The following is a 13,983-nucleotide window of genomic DNA, read 5'->3' on the forward strand; positions in this document are numbered from 1 at the left end:
GGTGCCGTTCCCTTCCTTACTCCGTTCGTCGAGAGCCTGTCATGCGATTTACCGCCCGCCTGTTGATCCTCTGCCTGTCGTTGCTCAGCCTGCCGTCCTTCGCCGCCGCGCTGGGCAACCTCTACCAGGTGCACGAGCCGGTGGCCTCGCAGCAGCCGGACGAGCGCAGCGCCGGCCTGTCCCGCGCGCTGCAGACCCTGGTGCTGCGCCTGACCGGCGATGCCCGCGCCGCCCAGAGCGGCGCGCTGGCCGGCTACTTCAAGGACCCGCAGCAGCTGATCAGCCAGTACGGCTACGAGAACGGCCCGCCGCTGGCCCTGGTGGTGGACTTCGACCCCGCCTCGGTGAACAACGCCCTGCGCCAGGCCGGCCTGCCGGTCTGGGGCGCCAACCGCCCGAGCCTGCTGGCCTGGTGGCTGAACGAAAGCGCCGCCGGCAGCAGCCTGGTGGGCGACAGCCAGGAAGGCGCCGCGCCGCTCGCCCGCGCCGCCCAGCGCCGCGGCCTGCCGCTGCTGCTGCCGATGGCCGACCTCTCCGAACAGGGCGTGGGCACCGCGCAGAACATCACCGCCGCCCAGCCCGACGCGCTGCGCGCCGCCTCCGAGCGCTATTCCGCCGACGGCCTGCTGGCGGTCGACGCCAAGGAAGACGGTGGCAAGTGGCAGGCGCAATGGCGCCTGTGGCTGGGCGACTCGCGCGAACAGGGCCAGGCTCAGGGCGACAGCCCGGACGCCCTGGCCGACGCCGTGATGCTGGCGGTCAGCCAGCGCCTGGCGCCGCGCTTCGTCGGCGCGCCGGGCGCGGCCAGCGCCCTGACCCTGCAGGTGCAGGGGGCCAACCTCGAACGCTATGCCCAACTGCAGAAGCTGCTCGACCCGATGGGCGCGAAGCTGGTCCTGGCCCAGGGAGACAACCTGCAATACCGCCTCAACGCCAGCCCCGACCAGTTGCGCGCCCAACTGGGCCTGGCGCACCTGCAGGAGGCTCCGGCCGAGCCGGCCCAGCCGGTGCTGGACGCCAATGGCCAGCCGCTGCCGGCGCAGCCCGCGGCGCCGAGCAACGTCATGCGCTTCCGCTGGTAGTCACGCCGCGGGTGGGCCTGGCGCCGGATTCGCAGTATGCTGCGCCTCCGGCGCCTTTTCGGATGCGCCAAAATGATGATTTGGTTACACTTTTGATCCGTACGGCTTCACTGTAAGCGTTTTCGAAGAAAAGCCCCGCCCGGCATGAAACAACCTATGCAGCTACCCCTGGGCATCCGTCTGCGCGACGATGCTACCTTCGCCAACTTCTACCCCGGCACCAACGCCGCGGCGCTGGGGTATGTCGAGCGGCTGTGCGACTGCGACGCCGGCTGGGCAGAGAGCCTCATCTACCTGTGGGGTGTCGAGGGCGTGGGGCGCAGCCACCTGCTGCAGGCGGCCTGCCTGCGCTTCGAGCAGTACGGCGAGACCTCGGTGTACCTGCCGATGGCCGAGCTGGTGCAGTACGGCCCGGCGATCTTCGACGACCTGGAACAGCTGGAGCTGGTCTGCCTCGACGACATCGAGGCCCTGGCCGGCCTGCCTGAGTGGGAAGAGGCGCTGTTCCACCTGTTCAACCGCCTGCGCGACGCCGGCCGCCGCCTGCTGCTGGCGGCCTCGATGCCGCCGCGCGAATTGCCGGTCAAGCTGCCCGACCTGAAGTCGCGGCTGACCCTCTCGCTGATCTTCCAGCTGCACCCGCTGACCGACGAGGAAAAGCTCCGCGCCCTGCAACTGCGCGCCTCGCGCCGCGGCCTGCACCTCACCGACGAAGTCGGGCGCTTCATCCTCACCCGCGGCGCGCGCAGCATGGAATTCCTCTTCGACCTGCTGGACGAACTGGACAAGGCCTCGCTGCAGGCCCAGCGCAAGCTGACCATCCCCTTCCTCAAGGAAACCCTGGGTTGGTAGGCCCCTTCGGGGGAGCCGCAAGCCGCAAGCCATAAGCTGCAAGTTATCCGGAGCCGTACGCTCTTCGCCCTACGACGATGCGTCCGCCTCCGAGGCCACCTGTAGGAGCAACTGTCTTGCCGACTGCGCCGAGATGCTCTTTGTAGGATGGGTTGAGCTTGCGAAACCCATGCGGCCGCGGTGATGGGTATCGCTTCGCTCAACACCATCCTACGGGTTTTTTTGCCGGAAGGTGTAGGAGCGGGCCCTGCCCGCGAATCGCGCGCAGGGCGCGCTCCTACAGGGTCTAATCCTCCCCCGCCAGCTTGCGCTCGTACTGGAAGCGCCAGCGGGTGTACAGCAGCGCCGCGCAGAACAGGCTCACGCTGAGCAGCACCTCGGCCCAGCCGTAGATGCGCTGGCCCGGCTCGAAGGTGTTGAGCACCCCGGTGATGAAGTACAGGTTGACCACGTAGCAGGCCCAGGCGTGGCCGCGGGCACTGCCGATCAGCATGCCTGGGGCGATGATCAGCAGCGGCAGCAGCTTGAGCGCGGTCCACACCTTCGGCACCCAGTCCGGGGCGCCGCGGGCGTCGGTGAACAACAGGCCCCAGGTCAGGATCAGCAGGACCAGGCCCAGCAGGCTGCCCAGGCTCACCGCGCGGCTCGCGGCCAGGCGCGGGCGCAGGTGCTCGAGGGTGGGCAGGGGTTTCTTCTTGCGGGCCATTCAGCGCTCCAGTTTGCCGGCGACCTCGGCCAGGCGCTTGCCCAGCGCGCGGCACAGGGTGATCTCGTGTTCGTCCAGGGCGCGCTTGCCGTCGGCGCCGGCGAAGTGGCTGGCGCCATAGGGCGTGCCGCCGCCGCGGGTCTCCAGCAGGGCCGGCTCGCTGTAGGGGATACCGGTGACCAGCATGCCGTGGTGCAGCAGCGGCAGCAGCATGGACAGCTGGGTGGTCTCCTGGCCGCCGTGCAGGCTGGCGGTGGAGGTGAACACCGCCGCCGGCTTGCCGACCAGGGCGCCGGTCAGCCACAGGCTGCTGGTGCCGTCGAGGAAGTACTTCAGCGGCGCAGCCATGTTGCCGAAGCGCGTCGGGCTGCCCATGGCCAGGCCGGCGCAGTCCTTGAGGTCATCGAGGGTGGCATAGAGCGCGCCTTCCTCGGGCAGGTCCGGGGCCACCGCCTCGCACTCGGTGGACACCGCCGGCACCGTGCGCAGGCGCGCCTCCAGGCCGCCCTGCTCGATGCCGCGGGCGATCTGCCGGGCCATCTCGGCGGTGGCGCCGTGGCGGCTGTAGTAGAGCACCAGGATGTAGGGCGCGCTCAAGGCAGGATCTCCAGCACCTTCTCCGGCGGCCGGCCGATCACCGCCTTGTCGCCGGCCACCAGGATGGGCCGTTCGATCAGCTTCGGATGCGCGGCCATGGCCTCGATCAGCTGGGCGTCGCTGAGCTGCGGGTCATCCAGGCCGAGGGCCTTGTATTCCTCCTCGCCGGTGCGCAGCAGCTGGCGCGCGCTGATGCCCAGCTTGCCGAGCAGCGCCTGCAGTTCGGCGGCGCTGGGCGGCGTTTCCAGGTAGCGCACGATGGTCGGGGCCAGGCCGCGCGCCTCGAGCAGTTCGAGGGCGCCGCGGGACTTGGAGCAGCGCGGGTTGTGGAAAAGTGTCAGTTGGCTCATATCCATGGGCTCGCTGGGCCGTTAAAGTGGCGGCTATTCTAACCGCCTCCCGAGGGTTGGCTGAACCATCGGCGTTCGGCCGGGCCGGCGGCCCTGCGACTTAAGGACACAGCATGCACCCGCGCCTGCGGAACCTGATCGAGTTCTGGCGTTATCTGCTCCAGCGTTTCCATGCCGACCGCGTCAGCAGCCATGCCGCCGCGCTGACCTACACCACGCTGTTCGCCGTAGTGCCGATGATGACCGTGACCTTCGCCATCGTCTCGGCCATTCCCACCTTCGAAGGCATGGGCGAGCGCATCCAGTTGTTCATCTTCCACAACTTCGTGCCGTCCACCGGCGAGGCGGTGGAGACTTACCTGCGCGCCTTCATCGTCCAGGCGCGCCACCTGACCTGGCTGGGGGTGGCCTTCCTGGCGGTCACCGCGTTCAGCATGCTGGTGACCATCGAGCGGGTGTTCAACGAGATCTGGCGGGTGCGCAAGCCGCGCCGCGGGGTGACGCGCTTCCTGCTGTACTGGGCGATCCTCAGCCTGGGGCCGCTGCTGCTGGGCGCCGGCTTCGCGGTGTCGACCTACGTCACTTCGCTGTCGCTGCTGTCCGGGCCCCATGCGCTGCCCGGCGCCGGCATGCTGCTGAAATTCATGCCGCTGCTGTTCAGCGTGGCGGCCTTCACCCTCATCTACGCCGCAGTGCCCAACGCCCGCGTGCCGCCGCTGCACGCCCTGGCCGGCGGCGCGCTGACGGCCTTCCTGTTCGAGGCGGCCAAGTCGCTGTTCGGCCTCTACGTCGGCCTGTTCCCCGGCTACAAGCTGATCTACGGCGCCTTCGCCACGGTGCCGCTGTTCCTGCTGTGGATCTACCTGTCCTGGCTGATCGTGCTGTTCGGCGCCGAACTGGTCTGCAACCTGTCCTCGACGCGCCTGTGGCGGCGCAGGGCGTTGCCGCGGCTGCTGGTGCTGCTGGGCGTGCTGCGGGTGTTCTACGAGCGCCAGCGCCAGGGCGAGGCGACGCGCCTGGCGCATCTGCACCGCGCCGGCTGGATGCTGCCGGAGGACGAATGGGAGGAGCTGCTGGCCTTCCTCGAACGCGAGCAGATGGTCTGCCGTTCGGGCGGCAGCGACGATACCTGGGTGCTCTGCCGCGACCTGGGCAGCTACAGCCTGCATCGCCTGCTCAACCGCTGCCCCTGGCCGCTGCCGTGCCTGGAGACGCTGCCGGACAGCCTGGCGGAGGACTGGTATCCGCCCCTGCGCGAGGCCCTGCAGCGCTACCAGGCGGAGCGGGAGGTGCTGTTCGGCGGCAGTCTCGCAGAATGGTTGAGTCCGTCACATTCCAGGTGACGTAAAAGGTCAGTTTGCGGCGAAACGGAATGCTGGAAGCGGTCGGGCGGAGATGAAAATGCGTGGAATCGCGGGCCTCGAAAGTTTGGCACGCTTCTGGCTATAACCGGTTCAGGACAGTGGTGTTCCCCAGAAGTTCCGAGAAGGCCCGCATCTTCATGAACAAAGACCTGAACAAAGTTGTACACCTGCACCAGCGCGACCCGCAGAGCGCCCTGGAGCGGCTGAATAGAATTACCGGTCTGCAGTTCAGCAGCTGGCCCGAGTCGCTGCTGCCCAGCGTGCATGCCGCGCTCGACGAGCGGGCTGCCAGCACCGCCGAGCCCGTCGGCGAGCCCGCCCGCCAGCTGGGTTGAGCGCTACGACAGCTGGCCGGCGTTGATCCGCTGGTCGCTGGCGATCTGTTCCACCGCCTGGACGAAGAGTTCTTCCACCGTCAGGCGCGAAAGTCCCACCGCCGAACGCAATCTGATCTGCAGATTGTCGATCCTGTAGCGATACGGCAGCCGCGCGATGCCGGACAGCAGTATGCGTCCGCTGGCGTTGAGGGTGCCGTGATCGATCACCACCTCGTGCTGCCGCTCGCCGTCGCCGTAGCTGGCCAGCAGCGTCACCGGCAACTGGGCCATGCCCGGCACCAGCAGCCAGGCGGCGACGTTGTAGTCGCAAGCCCGCCCACCGTTGCTGGTACCGAGGGGCCTGGCATTGGCCACTATGTGTTCGGGCACCCGGCTGACGATCTGATCCGTGGGCTGCATATGTCTGTCGCTTCCGTGAATGGGTTCGGCCGGCGTACTTGGCGCCTGCGTGTTCTGACAGGATGTGGGACCCGCGGAAGGAGAACTTCCGCAAGCCCCGCATTATAGGGAGCAACAGGCCCACAAAACGTGCGTGTTAGCGATCCTGGCTGTGACCTGTTTCCCAAATGACATCATCAGCCCAGCCGCAGCGGATGCCGGCTGACCAGGGGCGTGGTCAGGTTGGCCGCGGGCAGCGGGAGGATGGTCTGGTTGTCGAAGCTGGCCAGCTGCAGCCAGAGGTTCTCGCCCTCGACGAATTGCCCCTGGGGCAGCCAGATGCCGTGGTACCAGCCGTTGCCCGGTTCCGGGGTGCTCTGCAGGACCGCCGGGTGACGCTGTGCGTCAGGCGTGCGGCGCAGCCAGGCCGGCCGTGGCAGGCCCTTGAGGAAGCGCAGGCCCAGGTGCAGGCCGTCGCCGTTGAGGTGACGCCAGCGCACCATCGCCAGGATCGGCGAGCCCGGCTTGTCGAGGATCAGCAGCAGTTGCCCGACCGGCAGGCGCTGTGCCTGGCTGCCCTGGCAGACGATGCGCGCCCCGCCGGGGCTGGCGTCGGCCATCTGCGCCTCGCAGCTGCCGGCGGCGCTGGCCAGCAGGTGGGCCTGGATGGCCGTCAGGCCGATCACCAGCTGGCAGCTCGCATGCTTCTCGGCGCGCGTATGACGGCGCGGCTGGTGGCCCAGCCAGTGCGGGCGGACACGTTCCAGCAGCAGGCTCTCGGCCGCCGGGCGCAGCGGCGCCGGGTCGTGCAGGGCGATCAGCAGCGCGCCCAGTTCCAGGCGGCGCAGGCGTTCGGGCGGTGCCTCGGGCTTCTGGTCGAAGCCCAGGCAGGGGCGGTCGTCGCCAAGGTCGACCAGGTAGCCTTCCTGCTCCTCTTCCTCATCGTCCCAGTCCTGCAGCCGGGCCAGGCCGGCCAGCGGTGCGAGGGCGCTGAACAGGTGCGGCGCCTCGCCTTCGGTGAGGTGGAAGGGGTTGCTCAGCGCCAGCAGCAGGGATTGCTGGTACAGGCCCCGCAGGGTTCCGGCCGGGGTGGGTTCGAAGGCAGCGGCGATGGGTTCGTCCAGGCACTGCTGGTATTCGCCTATCCAGTACAGCAGGTGGCTGTCGCGCCACAGCGAGCCCGGCGGCTGCTGGTACTGCTGGTAATGGCGCAGCAGGGCCTGGGCGAGGAAGTGCTCGGCCATGTACAGGCACCACGCCAGGTGCGGGCGCGAGGGCTTGTGGCCGTTGAGTATCTGCAGCAGCAGGCGCTTGAAGCCGGCGGCCAGTTCGCTGCACAGGTGCACGAAGAGAGCCGGCGGCGTTTTCTCGGCGCGGATCAGCCGGGTGTAATGGCGATATTCTTCGGCGAGGCTTTGCAGCGCGCGCTGCCTTTCCAGTAAGGTCAGTGCGCAACGGTTGAGCCTGAAGAGGACGCCCAGGCAGTGCTGCAGGCCTTCGTGCAGGGGCAGCCGCCGGGCCTGCAGCAGTCCTGCCGACAGGTTGCTCGCCGCGTCGCCGTTGTCTTCGAGAATGTCCGGCACTTCCAGGCGCAGGGCAGAGAGCATCATGACCACCCCGCATACACGAGGACTGAAGGCATGGGAGTACGGCTCCGTTTTGTCAGTGGACTATTGGCCGGCCTGATCCTGGCCGGCTGCTCGGCGGATTACGGCGTCGATCAGCATGGAAAGAAGGTACCTACAGCAAGCCTAGATGGCCAGTGGCTAGTCATCAATTACTGGGCCGACTGGTGCGTGCCTTGCCGCAAGGAAGTGCCCGAGTTCAACCGCCTGGCGGAGGACAGCCGGGACAAGGGCGTGCGGGTGCTGGGGGTCAACTACGATGGCCTGCGTGACGCCGAGCTGAGCAAGGCCGCGCAAGACCTGGGGATCCGCTACACGGTGCTGGCCGACGACCCGGCGCCGCGCTTCAAGCTGCCGCGCAGCGAGGCGTTGCCGGTGACCTACATCGTCGACGCCAAGGGCCAGGTGCGCGAGTGCATGCTGGGCGAACAGACGGCCAGCGGCGTACAGGCGCGCCTGCTGGCCCTGCAAGGGGAGAAACGCTGATGGCGAGAATCTGCATGCACGGCTTCGTCAGTGGGCGCGTGCAGGGCGTCTACTACCGCCAGGGTACCCAGGAGCAGGCCGACCGGCTGGGCATCGACGGCTGGGTGCGCAACCTGCCCGATGGGCGGGTCGAGGTGCTGATGGAAGGGGAGGAGAGCGCCGTCCACGCGCTGCGCGAATGGCTGCACCAGGGCCCGGAGAAGGCCCAGGTGACGGACGTGGCGTTGCAGGACATGCCGGCCCAGGGCATCACCGGCTTCATCGTGCGGCGCTGAGCCCCGGCGGCGGCCCGGGCTCAGTTGCTGGCGCCGGGGTCCGCGGCCAGGCGGCCGGCGTCGCTCAGCAGGCGCTGGAGGAATTCCTTCTGCAGCTCCGGATCGTTGCGCGTCAGCTCGATCAGGCTCTGCTCCAGCTCGCTGGCTTCCTCTTCCAGGCCGAGGTCGGACAGGCGCTTGACGCGGTGCACCCAGTGCTGCACGTCTTCGCCTTCAAGGTCGTCGTAGATCAGCGCATGAGCTTCGTGCAGCTTGCCCCGCAGCGTCGGGCTGACCAGCAGGCTGGCCTCGGCGTGGGCGCTGTCCTGGGCATCGCGCACGCTCAGCTGCAGGCGGCCGGCGCGGTACACGGCGTCGTCGCTGAAGGGGCTGTCCAGCAGGTTCAGGCGCAGGATGCCGTGACGGTCGGTCAGCAGCTCCTGGGTCTCCTTGCCGACGCTCACCTGCACCGGGCGCTCGGCCCAGGGCAGGCTGGAGTACTCGGTGTGCCTGTTGCGCCGCTGTTCGTCGATGTTGGCCAGGTTCTGCTCGGCGCGGCCGTTGGATTGCACGTTCATGAACGGGTTCATGCCGTCGATGCCGTAGCTGATCCAGCCGCGGGTGACGCTTTCCGGCAGGTTGCCCAGGGCGAACACGTTGACCACGTTGGCGCCGATGCCGGCGACGAAGGTCAGCGCACCCAGCGGCACTTCGTAGAACTCGCGCCAGCCCTGGTAGGGCGTGTAGCGGTCGTAGCGGCGGGTGACCTCGAAGGTGGTGACTTCGAAGGTCTTCTGCTCCTGCACGCGGACGCGACGCTGCGGCAGCTGCAGGACGCCGGGCTCGCCGACGTCTATCTGCAGGCTGTGGTCGAACAGCTTGCGCTCGACGCGCTCCTCGTGTTCGCTGCGCTGCGACATCTGGTTGGCGCAGCCGCTCAAGACAAGGCTGCCGCACAGGGCGGCAACCTTGAGGCGGGTAGTGCTTCGGGACATCGCGCTGCTCAGTTGCCGATCTTCGCCTTGAGGAAGCTCATCACGTCGGCCACGGCGATGTTCTGCGACTCGCTGTCGCGACGGCCCTTGTACTCCAGGGTGCCTTCGCCCAGGCCGCGGTCGCTGACCACGATGCGGTGCGGGATGCCGATCAGCTCCATGTCGGCGAACTTCACGCCGGGGCTGGTCTTCTTGTCGCGGTCGTCCAGCAGCACTTCGTAGCCGGCGGCGGTCAGCTCGGCGTAGAGCTTGTCGGTGGCCTCGCGCACGCTTTCGGTCTCGTACTTCAGCGGCACGATGGCGACCTGGAAGGGCGCCAGGGCGGCCGGCCAGAGGATGCCGCGCTCGTCGTTGTTCTGCTCGATGGCGGCGGCGACCACGCGGGAGACGCCGATGCCGTAGCAGCCCATGATCAGGGTGACCGGCTTGCCCTGCTCGCTGAGCACGGAAAGGCCCATCGCCTCGCTGTACTTGGTGCCGAGCTGGAAGATGTGGCCGACCTCGATGCCGCGGCGGATCACCAGGGTGCCCTTGCCGTCGGGGCTGGGGTCGCCGGCGACGACGTTGCGCAGGTCGGCGACTTCCGGCAGCGGCAGGTCGCGTTCCCAGTTCACGCCGAAGTAGTGCTTGTCGTCGAGGTTGGCGCCGATGGCGAAGTCGCTCATCAGGGCCACCGAGCGGTCGACGATGCAGGGCAGCGGCAGGTTCAGCGGGCCGAGGGAGCCGGGGGCAGCGCCGATGGCGGCCTTGATCTCGGCTTCGCTGGCCATCTGCAGGGGGCTGGCGACCTGGGGCAGGTTGGCGGCCTTGATCTCGTTCAGCTCATGGTCGCCGCGGACCACCAGGGCGACCAGCTTGCCTTCCTCGGCGCCGCGGACCACCAGGGTCTTGATGGTCTTCTCGATGGGCAGGCCGAACTTCTCCACCAGGTCGGCGATGGTCTTGGTGTCCGGGGTATCGACCAGGCGCAGTTCCTCGGTGGCGGCGCCGCGCGCGGTTTCACGCGGTACGGCCTCGGCCTTCTCGATGTTGGCGGCGTAGTCGGAGCTGTCGCTGAAGACGATGTCGTCCTCGCCGGAGTTGGCCAGCACGTGGAATTCGTGGGAGCCGCTGCCGCCGATGGAGCCGTTGTCGGCCTGCACGGGACGGAAATCCAGGCCCAGGCGGGTGAAGATCTTGCAGTAGGCCGTGTACATGCCGTCGTAGGTCTGCTGCAGCGACTCCTGGTTCATGTGGAAGGAGTAGGCGTCCTTCATGATGAACTCGCGGCCGCGCATCAGGCCGAAGCGCGGACGGATCTCGTCACGGAACTTGGTCTGGATCTGGTAGAAGTTGATCGGCAGCTGCTTGTAGCTGGACAGCTCATTGCGCGCCAGGTCGGTGATGACCTCTTCATGGGTCGGGCCGACGCAGAACTCGCGGTCGTGGCGGTCCTTCAGGCGCAGCAGCTCGGGGCCGTACTGCTGCCAGCGGCCGGATTCCTGCCACAGCTCGGCGGGCTGCACGGCCGGCATCAGCACTTCCAGGGCGCCGGCGGCGTTCATTTCTTCGCGGACGATGGTCTCGGCCTTGCGCAGCACCCGCAGGCCCATCGGCAGCCAGGTGTAGAGACCCGAGGCCAGCTTGCGGATCATGCCGGCGCGCAGCAGCAACTGGTGGCTGATCACCACGGCATCGGCAGGGGTTTCTTTCAGGGTGGACAGCAGGTACTGACTGGTACGCATGGTTGGCCGTTATTCGATAGCGAGACAGGGGTAGGCGGGCATTGTACGGTGCGTGCCTGGCGCCGTACAGGGCGCGGCCGGGGGAGCCGGATGCCGCGGAACGCGGAAAAGGAAAAGCCCGGCGCGGGGCCGGGCTTTCCTTGACCTGCGGTCGTTCCGGTTACAGAACGGACAGCGGGTAGTCGACGATCAGGCGGAACTCGTCGATATCGCCTTCGGCCTGGTCGGAGTTGGCGCGGTGCCAGGCTTGGCGGATGCGGAAGGACAGGTCCTTCGCCGGGCCGCTCTGGACGACGTACTTGGCTTCCACGTTGGTTTCGTGGTGCTTGCCATCTTCGCCGTAGCCGTAGGCAGCGTAGGCGCTGGTCGGATCGATCTTGGTGCCGTCGATGTCCTTACCGTTGATGTAGCGAGCCATGAAGGTCAGGCCAGGTACGCCGTACTCGGCCATGTTCAGGTCGTAACGAGCCTGCCAGGATTTTTCGCCCGGGCCGTTGAAGTCGGAGTATTGGACGGAGTTGGCGAGGAAGATCGAGTCCGCCGCTTCGTTGTTGTCACCGATACCGATGTAGTCGAACGGAGTGTTGCCGTTCACCTTCTGGAAGGCCAGGGTGAAGGTGTGGGCACTCAGGGTGTAGGCGGCGGCCAGGGAGAAGGTGTTGTTGCTGATGTCGCCAGCTTTCGCGCTGCCTTCATCCTTGGTGTTGTAGTAGTTGAAGTCGAAGCCCAGGGACTGGGAGTCGGCGATCGGCAGGGTGTAGTTCAGGTTGACGTAGTACTGCTTCCAGATGTCTTCCAGCTTGGCGCCGTACAGCGATGCGCTGAAGTTGTCGTTGAAGGCGTACTTGCCGCCGACGAAATCGGCGGAGCTGGCGTCGATGCCGGCATAGGTGGCCCAGATGTCACCATCGCGGTTGGTGGTGGTCTGGCCAGTGCCGGAATAGTAGTGACCTGCCTCGACGTCCAGACCTGCGATCTCGCTGCTCATCAGGCTGAAGCCAGTAGCGGTCTGCGGCAGCAGGCGGGTACCGCCAACGGCGAATACCGGTGCGGTGGGCTGCATGTCGCCGAATTTCAGCTCGGTCTTGGATACGCGGACTTTGACGGCTGCACCGGCTTTGCCGTAGTCGTCGGCCTTGTCGCCGTCGTCGTGGACCGGCAGGTTGCCGGTGGCGCCATAACCGCTGCCGCCATCCAGTTTCAGGCCCAGGTAGCCGAAGGCGTCAACGCCGAAACCGACAGTACCCTGAGTGAAGCCGGAGTTGTAGTTGGCCCAGAAACCTTGGGTCCAGTCACGGGCGTCAGCGGCGCCATCTTTCTTGTTGCGGTTGAAGTAGTAGTTGCGAACCAGGAAGTTCAGGCTGCTGTCTTCGACAAAGCCTTTGGATTCCGCTTGGTCGCTGACGAAGGCTTCGGCCATGGCCAGTTGCGAGGTGGCTGCAGAAATCGCCAGGGCAATGGCGCTCCACTTCATCACTTTCATCGTGATTGCTCCTTTGGTTTTGAAATTATTTGCCATCACTATGTGCCGCGGTGACGGCTCGTTCTTCTTGTCGGCGCTAACTTATAGCACGCGTGTTGTCTTGGCGATAGTTGCCGGAAACTTCAAACGGTTTCTTTATGGCACTGTCGCAAACATGTATGACAAGTGTCGCTTCCAAGTAGGTCTCATCTTGAGAATCTGGTTACGCGACCACTTGACACTCGTTTCTTTTATTTCCCCTTGGTATTTCCCCTTGGTGATGTCGCGTATCTTCTGGTTGTTTTTTGCTCAGTTGCGATCCGCGCTTTTGTTTGTTCTTCCCGGTGGCGAGCATCTAGCAACATCCGTGCTCAAAACCCGATTCGTCCCCTCGAAGGTTTCGCCATCGTTCCGGATGCTGCACGGTGTATGCCGTTGGCGCGCAGATTTCAAGATGTTGCGAGAATATTTGCGGCTTGCCTTACTCCCTTGGCGCTCGCCCGGGGTTGCAGGTTCGTTCGAGAAGCCGGGGTTTTCCTGCCAGGTTCCTTTCCGTAGGCAGCAGATGCCTTAGCTTCCCTGTTGTCGGAAAGTGCCCCGATTTGGCGCAGTGCACGAATAGGGTGCCGCGCCGCCGCGGGACGGCTGCCGTTCCCCGCCTGCCTCTAGTATCCTGCGCGCCCAGCGCTCCCCCGAGGGGGCTAAGCTTCTATTTCAAGACTGGTCGAACAGGAGAAGTCAGATGTTCGTCTTGGATTCCCGCCTGCAGCAGGACACCATCGCGCTGGGCGACTTTCCCCTGAGCCGCCTGCTGCTGATGAACGATGCGCAATATCCCTGGCTCATCCTCGTGCCGCGCCGCGACGATGTCAGCGAGATCTTCCAACTGGCGCCGGACGAGCAGCAGGAGCTGTGGCGCGAGGCGACCCATCTGGCGGAAGTGCTCAAGGACACCTTCAAGGCCGACAAGATGAACGTCGCCAACCTGGGCAACGTGGTCAGCCAATTGCACATGCACGTCATCGTGCGGCGCCGCGACGACGCGGCCTGGCCGGGCCCCGTCTGGGGCCGGCATCCGGCGCGCCCCTACACGCCCGAGGAGTTGCTGGCGGTGCGCGGCAAGCTGCGCATGGCCCTGGGCGACGCCTTTCGTTTCGAGGAGTGAATGCCATGAGCCTGGAGGAACGGGTAACCGATCTGGAGAGCCGGCTGGCGTTCCAGGATGACGCCCTGCAGACGCTGAGCGACGTGGTCTATGAGCAGGAGCGGCTGATCGAGCGCCTGCGCCTGCAGATGCAGGTGCTGCTCAAGCGCCTGGAAGACCTGCAGGGGCAGGTCGGTATTGCCGAGGATGATGTGCCGCCGCCGCATTATTGAGTGGTGGTAGTAGAGGCAGCGTCGTTTACGGGGCTGGTGTCTGCCGGTGGCGTTTAAGAGCCCCCTCTCCCGAAGGGTGAGGGGGTTGTTCTGAGCGGCTTCTTGGTTTGGCGCCATCCTCCTGCCCTCGTCATTTCCGCGAGCGCGGGTTTCGCTCGGCCTTCTGAAGGGGCGTTTCGGCGTGCGCGGAGGTTTCTCTGGAAATCCGTAGGGCGCATAACGCCTACGGCGTTATCCGCCGAATCGCGGACGGAGTCCGCTCCTACACCCTCCGGCAAGCACAAGACCCGTAGGATGGTGTTGAGCGAAGCGATACCCATCGCCATGACCGCATGGGTTTCGCAAGCTCAACCCATCCTACGAAGAGCACCCCGGCGCGGCTTGCAAGACAGT

At 66.4% G+C, this 13,983-nt stretch carries 17 protein-coding genes; 9 read left to right on the forward strand and 8 right to left on the reverse strand.

Annotation, left to right across the window (positions count from 1 at the left end; translation table 11 throughout):
- Positions 1-41 precede the first annotated feature (41 nt).
- Positions 42-1,082, forward strand: coding sequence for a DUF2066 domain-containing protein (locus PM1_RS07905; RefSeq protein ID WP_009616903.1), 1,041 nt, complete (start codon positions 42-44; stop codon positions 1,080-1,082).
- 144 nt (positions 1,083-1,226) lie between these two features.
- On the forward strand, positions 1,227-1,934 hold the full coding sequence (gene hda / locus PM1_RS07910; protein WP_009616904.1) for a DnaA regulatory inactivator Hda: 708 nt from the start codon (positions 1,227-1,229) through the stop codon (positions 1,932-1,934).
- 286 nt (positions 1,935-2,220) lie between these two features.
- Here the strand turns inward: hda and PM1_RS07915 are convergent, their stop codons facing one another.
- Genes PM1_RS07915 through arsC form a run of 3 tightly spaced genes read right to left on the reverse strand, consistent with a single transcriptional unit; the run spans position 2,221 to position 3,587 of the window.
- The gene (locus PM1_RS07915; RefSeq protein ID WP_009616905.1) at positions 2,221-2,640 is read right to left on the reverse strand and encodes a DUF2069 domain-containing protein; all 420 of its coding nucleotides are present in this window, start codon (positions 2,638-2,640) and stop codon (positions 2,221-2,223) included.
- Complete coding sequence (wrbA, locus tag PM1_RS07920; RefSeq protein WP_009616906.1) at positions 2,641-3,237, reverse strand: NAD(P)H:quinone oxidoreductase; 597 nt, start codon at positions 3,235-3,237, stop codon at positions 2,641-2,643.
- A complete protein-coding gene (arsC, locus tag PM1_RS07925) occupies positions 3,234-3,587 on the reverse strand; it encodes an arsenate reductase (glutaredoxin) (protein WP_009616907.1) in 354 nt (117 codons plus the stop codon). The genes wrbA and arsC overlap by 4 nt, the downstream gene beginning before the upstream one ends.
- A 113-nt stretch (positions 3,588-3,700) precedes the next feature.
- Between arsC and PM1_RS07930 the strand changes: the two genes are divergently transcribed.
- Both PM1_RS07930 and PM1_RS07935 read left to right on the forward strand, forming a co-directional pair.
- On the forward strand, positions 3,701-4,930 hold the full coding sequence (locus PM1_RS07930; RefSeq protein ID WP_009616908.1) for a YihY family inner membrane protein: 1,230 nt from the start codon (positions 3,701-3,703) through the stop codon (positions 4,928-4,930).
- Positions 4,931-5,088: 158 nt separating this feature from the next.
- Entirely contained in the window at positions 5,089-5,286 is a 198-nt protein-coding gene (locus tag PM1_RS07935) for a hypothetical protein (protein ID WP_024128548.1), read from the forward strand.
- Between the two features lie 3 nt (positions 5,287-5,289).
- Here PM1_RS07935 and PM1_RS07940 read toward each other — a convergent pair whose 3' ends face one another.
- Positions 5,290-5,688: a hypothetical protein gene (locus PM1_RS07940; RefSeq protein WP_009616910.1), complete on the reverse strand. Its 399-nt coding sequence runs from the start codon at positions 5,686-5,688 to the stop codon at positions 5,290-5,292.
- A 176-nt stretch (positions 5,689-5,864) separates the two neighbouring features.
- Positions 5,865-7,277: a PilZ domain-containing protein gene (locus PM1_RS07945; protein WP_024128549.1), complete on the reverse strand. Its 1,413-nt coding sequence runs from the start codon at positions 7,275-7,277 to the stop codon at positions 5,865-5,867.
- A 30-nt stretch (positions 7,278-7,307) separates the two neighbouring features.
- Here PM1_RS07945 and PM1_RS07950 point away from each other — a divergent pair, with 30 nt between their 5' ends.
- Positions 7,308-7,778 carry a TlpA disulfide reductase family protein gene (locus PM1_RS07950; RefSeq protein ID WP_009616912.1) on the forward strand — a complete coding sequence of 157 codons (471 nt, stop codon included), beginning with the start codon at positions 7,308-7,310 and terminating at the stop codon, positions 7,776-7,778.
- Positions 7,778-8,053, forward strand: coding sequence for an acylphosphatase (locus PM1_RS07955; RefSeq protein WP_009616913.1), 276 nt, complete (start codon positions 7,778-7,780; stop codon positions 8,051-8,053). The genes PM1_RS07950 and PM1_RS07955 overlap by 1 nt, the downstream gene beginning before the upstream one ends.
- Positions 8,054-8,073: 20 nt before the next feature.
- On the opposite strand, the gene PM1_RS07960 is transcribed toward PM1_RS07955, so the two are convergent.
- The 3 genes from PM1_RS07960 to PM1_RS07970 form a co-directional block, all read right to left on the reverse strand.
- Positions 8,074-9,027: a hypothetical protein gene (locus PM1_RS07960; protein WP_009616914.1), complete on the reverse strand. Its 954-nt coding sequence runs from the start codon at positions 9,025-9,027 to the stop codon at positions 8,074-8,076.
- 8 nt (positions 9,028-9,035) lie between these two features.
- Complete coding sequence (locus PM1_RS07965) at positions 9,036-10,751, reverse strand: proline--tRNA ligase (RefSeq protein ID WP_009616915.1); 1,716 nt, start codon at positions 10,749-10,751, stop codon at positions 9,036-9,038.
- Between the two features lie 160 nt (positions 10,752-10,911).
- Positions 10,912-12,234, reverse strand: coding sequence for an OprD family porin (locus PM1_RS07970; RefSeq protein WP_009616916.1), 1,323 nt, complete (start codon positions 12,232-12,234; stop codon positions 10,912-10,914).
- Here PM1_RS07970 and PM1_RS07975 point away from each other — a divergent pair.
- The 3 genes from PM1_RS07975 to PM1_RS07985 all read left to right on the forward strand — a co-directional run bounded on the left by PM1_RS07975 (position 12,209) and on the right by PM1_RS07985 (position 13,590).
- Positions 12,209-12,787: a hypothetical protein gene (locus PM1_RS07975; protein ID WP_152604468.1), complete on the forward strand. Its 579-nt coding sequence runs from the start codon at positions 12,209-12,211 to the stop codon at positions 12,785-12,787. The two genes, PM1_RS07970 and PM1_RS07975, sit on opposite strands and share 26 nt — an antisense overlap.
- Before the next feature lie 168 nt (positions 12,788-12,955).
- Complete coding sequence (locus PM1_RS07980) at positions 12,956-13,378, forward strand: HIT family protein (RefSeq protein ID WP_009616918.1); 423 nt, start codon at positions 12,956-12,958, stop codon at positions 13,376-13,378.
- Between the two features lie 5 nt (positions 13,379-13,383).
- Positions 13,384-13,590 carry a SlyX family protein gene (locus PM1_RS07985; RefSeq protein WP_009616920.1) on the forward strand — a complete coding sequence of 69 codons (207 nt, stop codon included), beginning with the start codon at positions 13,384-13,386 and terminating at the stop codon, positions 13,588-13,590.
- The last annotated feature ends 393 nt before the right edge of the window (positions 13,591-13,983 follow it).

Source organism: Pseudomonas sp. M1 (assembly GCF_022760135.1).
In the GTDB taxonomy this organism is placed as follows: domain Bacteria; phylum Pseudomonadota; class Gammaproteobacteria; order Pseudomonadales; family Pseudomonadaceae; genus Pseudomonas; species Pseudomonas citronellolis.

Excerpts from the sequence above, each read along its gene's own strand:
- PM1_RS07955 (WP_009616913.1), top strand. The coding sequence starts at position 7,778 with ATGGCGAGAATCTGCATGCACGGCTTCGTCAGTGGGCGCGTGCAGGGC.
- PM1_RS07945 (WP_024128549.1), bottom strand. The coding sequence starts at position 7,277 with ATGATGCTCTCTGCCCTGCGCCTGGAAGTGCCGGACATTCTCGAAGAC.
- PM1_RS07930 (WP_009616908.1), top strand. The coding sequence starts at position 3,701 with ATGCACCCGCGCCTGCGGAACCTGATCGAGTTCTGGCGTTATCTGCTC.
- PM1_RS07985 (WP_009616920.1), top strand. The coding sequence starts at position 13,384 with ATGAGCCTGGAGGAACGGGTAACCGATCTGGAGAGCCGGCTGGCGTTC.
- PM1_RS07965 (WP_009616915.1), bottom strand. The coding sequence starts at position 10,751 with ATGCGTACCAGTCAGTACCTGCTGTCCACCCTGAAAGAAACCCCTGCC.
- PM1_RS07960 (WP_009616914.1), bottom strand. The coding sequence starts at position 9,027 with ATGTCCCGAAGCACTACCCGCCTCAAGGTTGCCGCCCTGTGCGGCAGC.
- PM1_RS07950 (WP_009616912.1), top strand. The coding sequence starts at position 7,308 with ATGGGAGTACGGCTCCGTTTTGTCAGTGGACTATTGGCCGGCCTGATC.
- PM1_RS07915 (WP_009616905.1), bottom strand. The coding sequence starts at position 2,640 with ATGGCCCGCAAGAAGAAACCCCTGCCCACCCTCGAGCACCTGCGCCCG.
- PM1_RS07975 (WP_152604468.1), top strand. The coding sequence starts at position 12,209 with ATGGCGCTCCACTTCATCACTTTCATCGTGATTGCTCCTTTGGTTTTG.
- hda (WP_009616904.1), top strand. The coding sequence starts at position 1,227 with ATGAAACAACCTATGCAGCTACCCCTGGGCATCCGTCTGCGCGACGAT.
- PM1_RS07940 (WP_009616910.1), bottom strand. The coding sequence starts at position 5,688 with ATGCAGCCCACGGATCAGATCGTCAGCCGGGTGCCCGAACACATAGTG.
- arsC (WP_009616907.1), bottom strand. The coding sequence starts at position 3,587 with ATGAGCCAACTGACACTTTTCCACAACCCGCGCTGCTCCAAGTCCCGC.
- PM1_RS07905 (WP_009616903.1), top strand. The coding sequence starts at position 42 with ATGCGATTTACCGCCCGCCTGTTGATCCTCTGCCTGTCGTTGCTCAGC.
- PM1_RS07935 (WP_024128548.1), top strand. The coding sequence starts at position 5,089 with ATGAACAAAGACCTGAACAAAGTTGTACACCTGCACCAGCGCGACCCG.
- PM1_RS07980 (WP_009616918.1), top strand. The coding sequence starts at position 12,956 with ATGTTCGTCTTGGATTCCCGCCTGCAGCAGGACACCATCGCGCTGGGC.
- PM1_RS07970 (WP_009616916.1), bottom strand. The coding sequence starts at position 12,234 with ATGAAAGTGATGAAGTGGAGCGCCATTGCCCTGGCGATTTCTGCAGCC.